Source organism: Elizabethkingia occulta (assembly GCF_002023715.1).
Lineage (GTDB): Bacteria > Bacteroidota > Bacteroidia > Flavobacteriales > Weeksellaceae > Elizabethkingia > Elizabethkingia occulta.
Map to the genome: position 1 here is coordinate 1 of NZ_MAHX01000019.1, position 15,284 is coordinate 15,284.

General features: G+C 35.1%; 12 protein-coding genes. 6 read left to right on the forward strand and 6 right to left on the reverse strand.

Annotation, left to right across the window (positions count from 1 at the left end; all coding sequences use genetic code 11):
• Positions 1-413 precede the first annotated feature (413 nt).
• Positions 414-569 (forward strand): hypothetical protein, encoded by a 156-nt coding sequence (locus BAZ10_RS19110; protein WP_165690101.1) that lies wholly within the window; start codon positions 414-416, stop codon positions 567-569.
• A gap of 37 nt (positions 570-606) precedes the next feature.
• Here the strand turns inward: BAZ10_RS19110 and BAZ10_RS15805 are convergent, their stop codons facing one another.
• Complete coding sequence (locus BAZ10_RS15805) at positions 607-1,923, reverse strand: dihydrolipoamide acetyltransferase family protein (protein ID WP_078772853.1); 1,317 nt, start codon at positions 1,921-1,923, stop codon at positions 607-609.
• A gap of 482 nt (positions 1,924-2,405) precedes the next feature.
• The gene (gene lipB / locus BAZ10_RS15810) at positions 2,406-3,119 is read right to left on the reverse strand and encodes a lipoyl(octanoyl) transferase LipB (RefSeq protein ID WP_059322596.1); all 714 of its coding nucleotides are present in this window, start codon (positions 3,117-3,119) and stop codon (positions 2,406-2,408) included.
• 161 nt (positions 3,120-3,280) lie between these two features.
• Here lipB and BAZ10_RS15815 point away from each other — a divergent pair, with 161 nt between their 5' ends.
• The 5 genes from BAZ10_RS15815 (at position 3,281) to BAZ10_RS15835 (ending at position 10,867) form a co-directional block, all read left to right on the forward strand.
• Positions 3,281-3,961: a response regulator transcription factor gene (locus tag BAZ10_RS15815; protein WP_078772854.1), complete on the forward strand. Its 681-nt coding sequence runs from the start codon at positions 3,281-3,283 to the stop codon at positions 3,959-3,961.
• The gene (locus tag BAZ10_RS15820) at positions 3,958-5,328 is read left to right on the forward strand and encodes a sensor histidine kinase (protein ID WP_078772855.1); all 1,371 of its coding nucleotides are present in this window, start codon (positions 3,958-3,960) and stop codon (positions 5,326-5,328) included. The genes BAZ10_RS15815 and BAZ10_RS15820 overlap by 4 nt, the downstream gene beginning before the upstream one ends.
• 78 nt (positions 5,329-5,406) lie before the next feature.
• Positions 5,407-6,654 carry a TolC family protein gene (locus BAZ10_RS15825; protein WP_078772856.1) on the forward strand — a complete coding sequence of 416 codons (1,248 nt, stop codon included), beginning with the start codon at positions 5,407-5,409 and terminating at the stop codon, positions 6,652-6,654.
• Between the two features lie 3 nt (positions 6,655-6,657).
• Positions 6,658-7,743, forward strand: a complete 1,086-nt coding sequence (locus BAZ10_RS15830) for an efflux RND transporter periplasmic adaptor subunit (protein ID WP_078772857.1) — start codon at positions 6,658-6,660, stop codon at positions 7,741-7,743.
• Positions 7,744-7,768: 25 nt separating this feature from the next.
• Entirely contained in the window at positions 7,769-10,867 is a 3,099-nt protein-coding gene (locus BAZ10_RS15835; RefSeq protein ID WP_078772858.1) for an efflux RND transporter permease subunit, read from the forward strand.
• 95 nt (positions 10,868-10,962) lie between these two features.
• On the opposite strand, the gene BAZ10_RS15840 is transcribed toward BAZ10_RS15835, so the two are convergent.
• The 4 genes from BAZ10_RS15840 to BAZ10_RS15855 form a co-directional block, all read right to left on the reverse strand.
• A complete protein-coding gene (locus tag BAZ10_RS15840) occupies positions 10,963-12,480 on the reverse strand; it encodes a carbon-nitrogen hydrolase family protein (protein ID WP_078772859.1) in 1,518 nt (505 codons plus the stop codon).
• 48 nt (positions 12,481-12,528) lie between these two features.
• Entirely contained in the window at positions 12,529-12,876 is a 348-nt protein-coding gene (locus tag BAZ10_RS15845; protein WP_078772860.1) for a DUF4180 domain-containing protein, read from the reverse strand.
• Positions 12,877-12,882: 6 nt separating this feature from the next.
• Positions 12,883-13,725, reverse strand: coding sequence for a hypothetical protein (locus tag BAZ10_RS15850; protein ID WP_245803843.1), 843 nt, complete (start codon positions 13,723-13,725; stop codon positions 12,883-12,885).
• A gap of 197 nt (positions 13,726-13,922) precedes the next feature.
• Positions 13,923-15,284: an MATE family efflux transporter gene (locus tag BAZ10_RS15855; RefSeq protein WP_059322588.1), complete on the reverse strand. Its 1,362-nt coding sequence runs from the start codon at positions 15,282-15,284 to the stop codon at positions 13,923-13,925.

Sequence of the window (15,284 nt, forward strand, 5' to 3'; positions counted from 1 at the left end):
ATCCAAAATAACTCAACTCAACTCAAATCTAACTATTAACCAACCAGAAGGTTATAATGGTTATGTAAGTTATGCAGGTTATAAGAGTTATAAGATTCACGGATGTTATAGAGGTTATAATACGGTTACAAAAGTTATGAGGCTTAAGGTCATAAAACTCTAATAATCTTAAACCTATAGACCTTAAAGGCTTATAACTTTTTGATTATAAGTAATATATAACTGAGAATAAGTAATGTAATTCTAATCCGTGAGAATCGAGTATGCTGATATAGGATAAGAAAACTTATTTTTATAGGATTCTCAGAGATTAATTATACAGCTAAATATTATTACTTGTTTATGGTTATCCTCAAAATAATAGAATAATGTTGCCATACTTTTGATTGTACAACAAATTCAATTTTAAAGTTATGACTACAAAATTTATTAAACCCGGACCTAAGCCTAATAAGCCAGACGGAACTCCGGATAGAAGAAGGAGGGTAACACCAGAAGTAAAATCCAAGCATCCAGAATTAAAACCACATAAACATAAAACCTGGAGCATAAATAAAAATCCCCGATAATCTTATCGGGGATTTTTTATAATGTATTGTGTTGATTTTAAACTTCTGTATTCAGATCCCAATTTTGAAGATAGTCATGAACATGCTTTAGGAACATCCCACCTAAAGAACCATCTACTACACGGTGATCGTAAGAGTGACTCATGAACATAAGATTTCTGATTGCGATAACATCTCCATCCGGAGTTTCCAATACAGCAGGTTTTTTAACAATAGCACCAACAGCTAAAATTGCAACCTGTGGCTGAGGAATAATAGGAGTACCCATTAAATTTCCAAAGCTTCCTACATTAGAGATAGTATAAGTTGCACCTTGTGTATCTTCAGGTCTCAATTTTTTATTTCTTGCTCGGTAAGCCAGGTCATTAATTGCCTTTGCTAAACCAGAAAGAGAAAGCTGATCTGCATTTTTAATTACCGGAACAATAAGATTACCATCAGGAAGGGCAGTAGCCATACCAATATTGATGTTTTTCTTTTTAATGATTTTATCACCATCAACAGAAACGTTGATTAACGGGAAATCCTGAATAGCTTTAACAACAGCTTTTATGAAAATTGGCATGAAAGTTAGTTTTTCACCTTCACGTTTTTCGAAAGCAGCTTTATGTTTGTTTCTCCATTTTACAACATTGGTAACATCAGTTTCAATAAATGAAGTTACGTGTGGAGCGATCTGCTTAGCTTTCACCATGTTTTCTGCGATAATTTTTCGCATTCTGTCCATTGGAACAATCTCATCTCCTGCAGCAACAGGGACTGTAGATGTCGGAGCAGATACCGGAGTGCTTTTCGCAGTTGGAGCAGCTGGTGTACTTGTTGTAGTATTTGCTGCATTACCTCTGTTTGGAAGGTATGCTAAGATATCTTCTTTTGTAATTCTGCCTTCAAGGCCGGAACCTTTGATAGACTTAAGTTCATCTTCAGTAATATTTTCCTGTTGTGCAATAGATTTCACAAGAGGAGAAAGATATAAATCTGTACCAGATAATGAATCTGTAGCTACAGTTTGTGCAGCAATAGGTTGCATTAGTTCTTTCTCTACTTCTGGCTCAATAACAGTTGCAGTTGCAGCAACCGAAGCTTCTGCAGTAATATCAGCATTTCCTTCCCCGGCAATTTCCAAAATAGCGATAGCCTCACCAACTTTTGCTACTTCGTCTTTTTGTTTTAAAATCTTTACAATTTTACCGGAAACAGGAGTCGGAACATCAGAATCAACTTTATCGGTTGCAATTTCTACAACGGAGTCGTCTTCACTTACAGTGTCGCCTTCGTTATACAACCATGTGATAATTGTCGCTTCCATCACGCCTTCTCCCATTGAAGGAAGTAATAATTTATATTCTGCCATAATTACTTTTTCTATATTTTACAAATATAATCAAAAAAACAGTTGTTGCAAATAATTTAATTTAGAGAGCTTTTTTTTGAAAAAAATATAATTAAAAATTCTAAATAAATAGTTCAAGTATTTGCAAAATAATTATTAATCAGGGGAGTATAAAACTATAATCTAAAAAGAATAAAAGAATTAGAAATGAAATAAATAATGGTATTTAATATTATTATATCTTCATTAAATAGTAAATCTATAGCTTTCAAAATTACAGTTTATAGCAGATGTCCTTTTTTATATTTACTGGTATTATGGGGTTTAACCTCTTTTTTTACTAAATGAATGTATAAGGATAAATGTTATTTTCTGATGATTCTTGAAACTGAATATTCTTAGATCAATATATTCCCCAAAAATTACGCTTACATTTACAATTAGGTCTAAAATTCCAAAAGTCATAATTTTCAGAAACAGGAATTCCTACATTTATATAGAGATTAAATCCATTCAGTTTGGAAGACTTCCTGAAAATGTTTTTTGATTTTTAATTTTACTTCTTCAATATCTACCTCCCTTTCAAGTTCTCTCTTAAGAGATGTTACTTGTTTGTCTTTTATACCACAAGGAATAATATATTCGAAATAACGAAGATCTGTATTTACATTTAATGCAAAGCCATGGATTGTAACCCAACGACTGGCTTTCACACCCATTGCACAAATCTTTCTGGCATATGGTTTACCAACATCCAGCCAAACACCTGTTTCTCCTGGAGAACGTTCTCCTTTTAGCCCATATTCGGCAATAGTCCGGATGATAATTTCTTCCAGCTCCCTCATATAACGGTGAATATCTGTATAGAAATTTTCAAGATCCAAAACAGGGTAGCCTACAATCTGGCCATAGCCATGATAAGTAATGTCTCCGCCACGGTTTGTTTTTACATAAGTTGCATCAATTTCTTTCAGCATATCATTATTAGCAAGCATATTTTCTTCGTGCCCGCTTTTCCCCAATGTATAAACGTGCGGATGTTCAACAAAAAGCAGATGGTTTTCTGTTTCTGTTGTGTCTTCCGGCTGAAGTTGTCTGTTATTTATTTTTATATCTATATTACTCTTCAGAAGCTTTTCCTGGTAGTCCCATGCAGACTGGTAATCTAATACACCAAGTTCCTGAAAAATAACATTATGATTAATTTTAGAATTCATTTTTCGTAAAAATTTCTATACAAATTTAAAGGTTTTGTAAAGGGAAAGCAAGTATATTCATTGGGAAAAACTATCTCTGTATTCGATAGCTTATTTTGTATAATTTTACAAAATAGGAATAGTAACAATGTTATTTTATAAATTTGTAAAAAAGACTTTCAATGCGAGTATTACTTTTGGAGGATGATTTAGTATTATCATCAGAGATTTCAACTTTCTTAGCGTCTAATGATATTCTGTGTGAGACATCATCTGATGGAGAGGAATTTCTGACGAAAACTACCGGGGCAGCTTATGATATCTATCTTCTGGATATTAATGTACCTAAGATAAACGGATTGGAGGCTACACAAATTGTAAGAGATACAGATCCTAATACTCCGATTATTATTATTTCTGCATATGATGATATTTCAGATAAAAAGGAAGCTTTTTTACGTAAAGCAGATGATTATCTTGTAAAACCTTTTTTACTTGAAGAACTCCTGTTGAGGATAAATTCTTTGCTAAGAAGAAGAGAGGTGCCTAAAAAAGAAGATGAAAAGATTATAATTGATGATCTTGAAATACTTCCTGCTGATGGAAAAGTTTACAGAGCAGGGAATGAAATTAACCTTACAGTAAGAGAATTCCAACTATTAAAGCTTTTGGCTGATGCCAATGGAAGAACTTTGTCCAAGCAACATATATCTGATCAGGTATGGCAGAATCATTTCCAGACAACCAATAATACTATTGAGGTTTACATTAATTTTCTAAGAAAGAAAATAGATAAAGATTTTAAGCATAAGCTAATTCATACCCGCCCAGGTTTCGGATATTATCTTGCCAGTCTGAAATGACTTTAAAGCGTAAAATAGCATTTAACTTTAGTATTGCATATTCTCTGATTTTTGCAATAGTAATGGTTATTATTTATTATACCAGTTATGATTTCAGGAAAGAAAAGTTTCTGGAAAGGATGCATAATAAACTGGAATTTACAATACAGCTTATTTTAAAAAATGAAAATGTTGATGTTAAGGGAGCTAATTTCGAAGTCGATGAAATTGAAGATGAACTGTTTCATGATGAAACACTAATTTTTAACAGCAACAAGAAACTTATATACAGCACTGTCAAAGACGAAAATATTACGTGGGATGAAGGTTTGCTGTATCAATTAGACCAGACGAGTGAAGTCCACACTCAGAATAAAGACCAGGAGTTACTGGGGACTCATGTAAAAATAAGGGATAAAGTCTATTATATTCTGGTAACTGCACGTGACCGCACAGGGCAACTTAAATTGGATTTCTTAAAATATGTATTGGTTATAACATATCTTATTACGACTGTATTTGTCTGGATTTTCAGTTATAATTTTGTAAAAAAACTTTTAACCCCCTTAGACAAATTTACTCAGCAAATTACAGAAATTACAGCTCACAAACTTACTACTAAACTGGAAGAAAATAAATCTGAAGACGAGATTAGTGTTCTTGCAAGAGCTTTTAATACAATGATGATTCGTATTAACGATGTTTTTCAGGCACAGAAAGAGTTTACAGCAAGTGCATCACATGAAATCCGGACACCATTAACGAGAATTACATTTCAATTAGAAAATCTGAGTAATAAAAGCGATATTCAGCCTGAGACTAAAACTACATTACAGAACGTTACAAAAGATATTCATCAGTTATCTGATTTGACAAGCTCACTTATTCTGCTTACAAAATTTGACAGAGAAAATATTCAGCAAATTTTTAAAGAAGAGCGTATTGATGAAATAATTTTTGATGCCTATGAAGTTGTTCTAAAGACTTATCCTCAGCTATATCTTGATTTTAAAATTAATGAAAATGAGGAGCTGACTTTAGCTGTCAGAGGAATAAGATCACTGCTTGAAATAGTCTTTATCAACCTGTTCAAAAATGCTGTTTTATACAGTGATAACGCAGAAGTATCTGTTTCTATACATGAAAACGATAATGAGCTCCGCGTTATTATGGAAAATAGTGGGCCTGTTATTTCTGATGAAGACCGTAATAAATTGTTTGAGGCTTTTATAAGAGGTAAAAATTCACAGAATATCAATGGTTCGGGTCTGGGATTAAAAATAGTACAACGTATATTAGAATATCACCAGGCAAATATTTATTATTCTGTGGATTCAAATAAGAATATTTTTACTTTAATATTTCCTACACGTTCGATAAATAAGTAATTTTAAGCATATTTTAAGGTGAAATTAAGATTGTTTTAAAATTGTAATGACACTTTTGTAATGTTTAAAAAGTATAACATGAAAAAATGTATTCCGTTTTTTCTAATGACATCCGTTTTTGTATACAGTCAGCAGCGGATGACATTGGAAGAATGCGAAGAGTCCTTTCAGAAGAATAATCTGCAATTACTTGCCGCTCAATATAATATTAGCGAAGCAGAAGCAGATATTATTCAGGCAAAAATATGGGATCTCCCTAATTTGTCCGTCGAACTTAACGCAATAGATCCTGAAAATAAAAAGATTTTCCATATCGGCAGCACCGGAGCTAAAGAAGTGGGAATAGAACAACTTTTTGTATTAGGAAGAAAAAGAAAAAATGAAGTCGCTTTTGCCAGATCGAATAAAGAAATTGCAGAAATGCAATTTCAGGGATTGCTTGTAGATCTTCGTTCCCAACTTAGAAGTACCTTTTATAATATTCTTTTTGAACAAAAAAAAGAAGAAAGTCTGGATGTTCAGTTGAAGTATTTTACAGATTTGTTGAATGCTTATAAAGTTCAGACACAAAAAGGAAATGTATCTCTGAAAGATATGGTAAGGCTTCAGGCATTGGTTATCAATGTACAGAACGATAAAATAGAGGTTAGTAATAATATTATTCAGCAAAAGCAGACCCTGAAATTATTAACAGGTAGCGATACAGAAGTTCTCCCGGAACTTTCTGATGAGAATATGAATCAGCAGCTGGAGAAGCAGCCGCTGATAAGTATTTCCGAATTGCAGCAAAAAGCATTGGAAAATAACGCCGATTATCTGACTGCTAAAAAAATCACACAGAGTAGTGAACTCAATTTAAAATGGCAGAAATCACTTAGTGTACCGGACCTTACTATAGGTACCCGTTGGACACAAAGAGGGGCTGCTTTCGATAATCAGTTAGCACTTAGCTTTGGTATTCCAATTCCTTTGTGGAATAAGAATAAAGGAAATCAGATGAAAGCAGAATATCAGATTCAGGAAAACAAAAAGACTGAAGAAAGGCTGAGACAGGAACTTGTCTCACAAGTAGATACTGCATATCAGACATGGAAGAATCAATATCAGCAATATTTTTCCTTGAAACCTCAGGACTTGCAGGATATGGAAACTGTATATAATGGAATTCTTAAGAATTTCAGAAAAGGGAATATAAGTCTTATAGAGTTCACAGATTTTATGGAGAGCTACAAGCAAAGTATTTTGCAGATCTATGAAATCCAGAAACATATTATAACATCCGCTGAAGAAATCAATCGTTTAACACAATCCAAAATCTTTTACTAAAATATGAAGCAGATAATTACAGGCTTATTGGCAATCTCAATACTTGCTGCATGCAGCAAGGAAGAGCCTCAGAAAAAAGAGAGTATTGTAAAAGGCTTTGAAATAAGCAAGGAAATGATGCAGACTACGACCCTGGCTGAAGCCCGGAAAGAGCAGATTAAAGAACAAATGAGCTTCTTTGGTAAAATCTCCGCAGACAGAAACAGCTATATCGATATTTATCCTTTGGTAGGAGGTAATGTACTGACGGTAAATGCCGAATTGGGAGATTATGTACATAAAGGCCAGGTACTGGCTACAATAAGAAGTACAGAAGTGGCAGGTTTTCAGAAAGACCTTAGTGATGCTAAAACAGATTTGGCAGAGGCAAAAAATAAGCTAAGAGTGGCACAAGAACTTTATGAAGGAAAATTGAATACCAAAAATGAAGTTTTAACAGCCAAAAGCGAACTTACAAAGGCGCAGGACCAGCTAAAACGTGCAGAAGCTGTTAGTACAATTTATAACGTAAAGAATGGTAATATTTACTCTGTAGTATCACCAATCAATGGTTACATCGTACAGAAGAACATCAATAAAGATATGCAGCTTAGAAGTGACCGTTCGGACAATATTTTCGACGTTGCCAATACAAAAGATGTTTGGGCATTAGTTAACATCAATGAAACCGATATTGACAGGATAGATCTTGGGATGAAGGCAGAGATTACGACACTAAGTTATCCTGATAAAGTTTTCCACGGCAGAATTGACAAGATATTTAAAATTATAGATCCGCAAACCAATGCTATGCAGGCGAGAGTGGTTTTGGACAATTCGGAAGGACTTCTGGTGCCGGATAGTAAAGCAACTATTAAAGTAAATAATACGCTGAATGAAACTGCAGTAGCGATACCTACTTCTGCGGTAATCTTCGACGATAACAGATACTTTGTTGTGTTATTTGCCTCCCAGAGTAATATAAAAGTTCGTGAAATAAAAATACTGAGACAGACCGGAGATACAACTTATGTAGCTGAAGGGGTGAATGAAGGAGATAAGGTTATAACCAATAATCAGTTACTTATTTACAGATCATTAAAAGAGTAAATAAGAAATATTAAATCTGAATTGAATGAATAAGTTCATTAAAAATATAATAGCATTCTCTATCAAGAACAAGGCTTTCACTTTTATCTGGGTAGGGATTTTGGCTATCGCCGGTATTGTAAGTTTCAGGAATATGCCAATTGAAGCTTTTCCTGATGTTACCAATACCCAGATAACGATCATTACACAATGGAATGGCAGAAGTGCCGAAGAAGTGGAGCGTTTTGTAACAACACCTATAGAGCTTGCAATGAGTCCGGTGCAGAAGAAAACCAGTGTACGAAGTACCACCATGTTTGGATTGTCCATTGTCAAAATTATTTTCGATGACGGTGTAGATGATACCTTCGCCAGAAATCAGGTCAACAACCAGTTAAGAACATTAAGTTTTCCGGATGATGTCGCACCCGAAGTACAACCACCTTACGGGCCGACAGGAGAAATATTCCGTTATACATTGGAAAGTTCGAAAAGAGATTCCCGGGAATTACTTACCTTACAGACCTGGGTTGTAGACCGTGCATTGCGTGGCGTTCCGGGGGTAGCGGATATCAATGTATTTGGGGGACAGGATAAAGTTTACGAACTGAGTATTGATCCGGTAAAACTGGAAAAATACAGTCTTACTCCTTTACAGGTTTATGATGCTGTAACCAAGAGTAATCTGAACGTAGGAGGAGATGTTATAGAAAAAAGCGGCCAATCTTACGTAGTACGAGGAATAGGCCTTGTAAAAACAATAGAAGATATAGGCAATATTACGATTGAAACTAATAACGGAAACCCTGTATTGGTAAAGAATATTGCTGAAGTAAAAGAGAGCTCTATGCCACGTGTAGGACAGGCCGGACTAAACAAAAAAGACGATGTGGTAGCTGGTACTGTGGTTATGAGAAAAGGAGAAAATCCACGTGAAGTTCTTGTAGCATTGAAAGCGAAAATTGCTGAACTGAATAACAAAACCTTGCCGAAAGATGTAAAGTTAGTCACCTTTTATGATCGTGATAATCTGATGGACTTTACGACCCGTACAGTAATGCACAACCTTATTGAAGGAATTATACTGGTTACGGTAATGGTATTGATCTTTATGGCAGATTGGCGTACAACTGTTATCGTATCTATTATTATTCCGTTATCATTGCTGTTCGCATTCCTATGTCTTAAAATAGCAGGAATGAGTGCAAACCTTCTTTCATTGGGAGCTGTAGACTTTGGTATTATTATCGATGGTGCTGTCGTCATGGTGGAAGGTGTTTTTGTAATGTTAGATCACAAAGCCAAAAGATATGGAATGGAGCGCTTTAATAAGTTGGCAAAAGGAGGTTGGATCAAGCAAACCGGAACAGGTTTGGGGAAAGCAATTTTCTTCTCGAAGCTTATTATTATCACCTCGCTAATTCCTATTTTCTCCTTCCAGAAGGTAGAAGGCAAAATGTTCTCTCCATTGGCTTACACTCTTGGGTTTGCATTATTGGGAGCACTGTTATTTACATTGACATTGGTTCCGGTACTTATGCATATTTTATTGAATAAGAATGTGCGTGAAAAGCATAATCCGTTTGTATCTTTCTGGGACAAGATTGTAGAAAAAGGATTTACATTTGCATTTAGAAATAAAAAAATAAGCCTTATTGCAGCGATTTCCTTAATGGTGGTAACTATTTTCTCAGGAAAATTCCTAGGAACAGAATTCCTGCCAACCCTTAATGAAGGATCACTATGGGTAACAGCAGAGTTACCGATGAGTACATCACTGAAAGAGTCGATGAAAAAGACTAATGAACTGAAAAAAGTTATTGCTTCATTTCCTGAAGTTACAGGAGTTCTTTCCCAGACAGGACGAAGTAATGATGGTACAGATCCTAATGGTTTTGGTTTCGTACAATTTGCTGTTGCATTACAGCCTCGTGAAGAATGGAAACGTAAGATTACTTACGATGAGCTCATCAATGAGATGAATACTAAACTAAAGAAATTCCAGGGAATTACATATAACTATTCGCAGCCTATTTCAGATAATGTTGCAGAAGCAGTAGCAGGTTTCAAAGCCGAAAACGGGATTAAGATTTATGGTGATAATCTGGAAACCTTAGATCGTTTGGCCAAAGAAGTTTATAAAGAGATCCGTAAAGTGAATGGTGTAAGAGAACCGGGAATTATCAAAAATATAGGGCAGCCAGAAGTAAGCGTTGTATTGGACAGACATAAGATGGCAGAATATGGTGTAATGCCGGCTGACGCACAATCTGTTTTAGAAATGGCTTTTGGAGGTAAAACAGCTTCACAAATTTATGAAGGAGAGCGTAAATTTGACATCAGACTTCGTTACGCTTCGGAATACCGTAAGTCGGAAGAAGATATTGCCAAACTGATGGTACCTTGTCAGGATGGGACGCTTATTCCTATGAAGGCTATTAGTGATATTATTAAAGATAACGGAGCTGCCTTTATTTACAGGGATAATATCAAACGTTATATTGGAATCAAATTTTCGATTAGAGATCGTGATTTAGGAAGCACAATAGCTGATGCACAGAAAAAAGTAGCTTCTATAAAACTTCCGGATGGCTATTCTATCGGCTGGACCGGACAATTCGAAAACCAACAACGTGCATCTAAACGTTTAGGACAAGTTGTGCCGATTAGTATTGTGATGATTTTCTTCCTTTTATTTATCCTTTTTGGAAATATGAAGGATTCATTACTTGTACTGGCTAACGTACCATTTGCCCTTATAGGAGGTATCATCGCACTTCATGTAACAGGTATGAATTTCGGTATTTCTGCAGGGGTAGGAATGATAGCACTTTTTGGAATTTGTATTCAGAATGGTGTAATTCTTATTTCCGAATTCCATAGTAATGTGAAGAAAGGTTTCCATATAGATAAGGCTATTCTGGAAGGGGTGAAGGTAAGAACCCGTCCTGTAGTTATGACAGCTCTAATGGCTTCTATAGGACTAATGCCGGCAGCAATGTCTACAGGTATTGGTTCTGAATCTCAGAAGCCACTGGCGATTGTAATTATCGGAGGTTTGGTTTCTGCAACTGTACTTACATTGCTTATTTTCCCAATTATTTTTTGGATCTTTAACAGAACCAAAAAAAGAGAAATTAATTAAACTCGTTTAATATTAAATATAAGCCCTGTCAGAAACTACTGACAGGGCTTTTTATATAATATGACTTTTTACCAGCGTGATAAATACACTTTAAACTATAAATTTTCTTTCTCTTTTATAGTAACATCATAAAGATCTAATCTTCTGTCTTTTAGTATTTGTACAGCGCCATTATGGTGAAGCTCTTTTAACAGATTAAGATCTACATCAACGATTAATGTCATTTCGGTATTCGGAGTGGCTTCTCCTTTTACAGCATTGGAAGGAAAGGCAAAATCTGAAGGCGTAAATACTGCAGCCTGTCCGAATTGTATATCCATATTACTTACACCAGGAAGGTTTCCTACACAACCTGCAATGGCAACATAGCATTCATTTTCTATTGCTCTGGCAGCAGCACAGGCTCTTACACGTGTGTAAGCATTTTGAGTATCGGTAAGATAAGGAACGAATAATATCTTCATACCCTGATCTGCAAGGATTCTGGAGAGTTCCGGAAATTCTACATCATAGCATACCATTATTCCAATTTTACCACAATCGGTATCGAAGGCTTTTACTTCATTCCCGCCCAGCATACCGTAGTATTTTCGTTCATTAGGAGTAATGTGTATTTTTCGGTATTCGTCGCGCTTTCCGTCACGATGGAGAAGATAACTAGTGTTATAGAGATTACCATTTTCAAGTATTGGCATACTGCCTGATATGATATTGACGTTATAGCTTACGGCAAGTTCCGCAATTTTATCTACAATCTCTGCCGTCAGCTTTGAAAGTTCTTCCATGGATTCCCTTTCATTCAGGTGATTATATGCCGCCAGAAGGGGAGTGTTGAACAACTCCGGGAAAACGCAAAAGTCGGATTCATAATTGCTGATTACATCCACAAAGAATTCTACCTGCTGATAAAATGCCTCAATATCTCTGAATTGTCGCATTTGCCATTGCACGAGACCAATACGGATGACGCTATCCAGCATTGTATTTTGCTTCTGCGTGTAATAGATATTATTCCATTGTAGCAAAACAGCATATTCTTCGGATTCAGTATCACCTTTCAGATAACCTTTCAGTATTTTAATAGGAGAGAAGTTATTGGAAAGCTGGAAAGACAAAACCGGATCATAAATTTCCTTTTTACGGACTTTATTAATGTACTGACGTGGTGTTAGCTCCTTACTGTGCGTGTGATAATTTGGAATCCTGCCGCCAATAATAATTGATTTCAGGTTTTTAATCTCACACAATTCTTTTCTGGCGTCATACAATCTGCGTCCTAATCGCAGAGATCGAAACTCAGGATGGACAAATACCTCTATACCATAAAGAACATTACCATTGTTGCTATGGGTATTGAAGGTTCCGTTTCCTGTAATCTCATCGTAAGTATGCTGATCTCCGAATAATTCGTATTGCACCATTATAGATAATGCAGCAGCAGCTAATTTGCCATCTACGGTAATACACAATTGCCCCTCAGGGAATATAGAAGTTAATTTTTGGATATTTCTTTTCGCCCAGGTATTATCCTCTATATCGGGATAAGCCTCTTGCATGGACTCTACAAGTTCATCATAATCATCTAAGCTTAATTTTCGGATATCTACTTGCATAATGCTGTATTTTGTTTGAATATAACCATCCGAAAATCTTTGTATGTTTTATACTAAAGCTTCGGACAGTGTCTTAACGAAGTTAACTAATTTACCTTTATTACACTCATAAATAAAATCTTTCAGGCTCTTGCTTTCATAGCTGAAACTGCCAATAATAGCAAGTCTCATTTTATAATTGGAAAACTTCTGAAGAATATCTCCTGCCATTTTGTTTTTTAAATCAAAAAAATCGGGTGTAATATTCTGTTCACTGATAATAATTTTATCGAAGCCCTGATAATAAAGATCTGCCAACAAATCCAATCCATCCTGCATTTGCTGAATTAGCACTTTGTCGGAGTTCAGTTCTGCAACTTTTATTCCATTAACGGTATGTTCCTGTAGAGTATACATTTTGATTTATTTATTAACTGGTTCAGCATAAACTTTATAATCAACATTTGATGAAAATGTTGTGTACTCCATCAATGCGACATTAGAAGTAGGGGTTATCCATATTGCTAATGGTTTTTCTCCATTTAGCTTTGCTGAAAAATGATCACCGAATCTTTTATCTAAAGAACCATCTGCTTCAATAGTATATATAGGTTTTGAATATAGTTTGGTAATATAATTCTTTAAAATGTTTTTATTTTGCTTTGTATAAAGCGGATTATCCGAACTATTCGGAATATCCCAGCGATTATAAAGTATGATGGACGGAGTATTATCCGTTTTTTGTTTACGGATAGAAAATGAGTGGGGTTTGGTTATATTGGAATATCCTGTATTTATTGCTTCCGGATTAAAGTCTTTCCAGTTTGTATTCAGGAAGTTTTTGCTATTCTTTATAGCTACCTTTACAGAATCTTTTAAAACAATTTTATTGCCTTTATAGCCATACAAATATGTAGTACTGGTTTCAGGAAGGTAATAATAATTGGACCATGTTAGTATCATTTTCAAAGAGTTCTCCTTGGCATTCAGAACAACAACTCCTTTATTTTCACCTTTTGTTTTTACAACTATTGAATCATAAGACATTCTCAGGTCATATATAGACACATTCTGATCTTTTACGGTTGGTTCAAGATAGAAGTTAACAACGTCAAAAATATTAGCTTCTGATTCCTTTGTCTTTAGACTAAGTTTAGCAAAGGGAGGTTTTGATTCTTCTTTGTTTTCAGATATTCCTTCTGTTGTTCTGTCAGAACAAGCGATAATAGAAATAAGAAAGGAAATAGATAATATATTTTTCTTCATTTTATAATACATAGGGTTTGTTACAAATATACTGCATTCATCGTGGTAACAAGCAATTTTTTAATTTAATTCCCTAACTGTAGACTTTTTAATAAAATTATCTAATCGTATTTGTAAAAATTGGATGTAATGTCATATAAATAAATAAGGCTGCCTAAACAGGCAACCTTATGAAAATCTATATATTGTAGCAATATTTATTTTGCAGCTAGTATTTTTCTGTTCGTTAATCTAAGGAATCTGGCAACCAGGAATAGGGCAGATATAGTAAGTCCTAAGCCTAGTGCAATCCACATTCCGAATGCTCCCATTTTAAGGGTATAACACAAGAAATATCCTAACGGAATTGTAATGATCCAATATGCAACAAAAGTAATAGCACTTGGAACTTTTACATCCTGAATACCTCTAAGACAGCCTAAACATGTTACCTGGATACCATCCGAAAGCTGGAAAAGAGCAGCAATAATAAGAAGCTTGGAAGCCAATGTCATTACATTGATATCATCGTTCTGTACGAAGAAATGCGGAAGTATATTTCTGCCCAGGATAAAGGCTAGTCCGCAAACAATCATAAACAAGAATGAAATTTTTATATTATTGATTCCTACATTTCGAAGGCCTACAAAGTCTCTTTCTCCCAATTTTCTTCCTACCATTACTGTAGAGGCAACACTAAATCCAACACACAGGTTGAAGGTAAAAGATGCCATTGATAATGCAATCTGATGAGCAGCAATATCAGTTGAACTAACTAGCCCACAAACAAAAGCCGCACCTGCAAAAGCACTTACTTCAAAGAATAACTGTAAAGCTGTCGGGAAACCTATTTTCAGCATTGTGCTGAATACACTTTTAGAAAATCCTGCAATTTTAAGATGGAAAGCTTTGATGTACTGAGAAGTTCTTGGATCTCTGTATAATACAATGTATAAGAATACCACCATGAATATTCTGGCAATAAGTGTTGCCAGAGCTGACCCTCTTACTCCCATTGCAGGTAAGCCAAGTTTCCCCTCAATCAGGATATAATTCAGAACAATATTCAGGATATTGGCAATAATTGTTGCCTTGGTTACTCCTAAAGTAAAAGATAAACCTTCTGAAACTTCTCTGAATGTCTGGAATACCATGAATGGAATCATACTAAACGCCATAATCGTTAAGAAATGTATGGTATCCGGAATAATTTCTGCTGGCTGGTCCATATGATAGAGCAATGGCATACCAAACAGAATAACAAGCATCATAAGAAGTCCTACAGCCAGGTTAATGATAAAACCATGACGAAATACACTATTGATTTTATCGTGGTCTAGTCTGGAGTGTGCTTCGGATACCAATGGAGGTATTGCATAAGAGAATCCCATCGCAAATACGAAGAACGAAAAAAAGGTGGCATTACCCAAAGATACAGAGGCTAACGCCTGTGCACCAAGGAGTTTACCTACAATCATATTGTCGAACAAGTTCACCGAAACTTGTCCGAGCTGTGTGATCATAACAGGTAACGCGAGCTTCAGAGAATCCCGCGTATATTTTTGATTTAAAAATTTCAT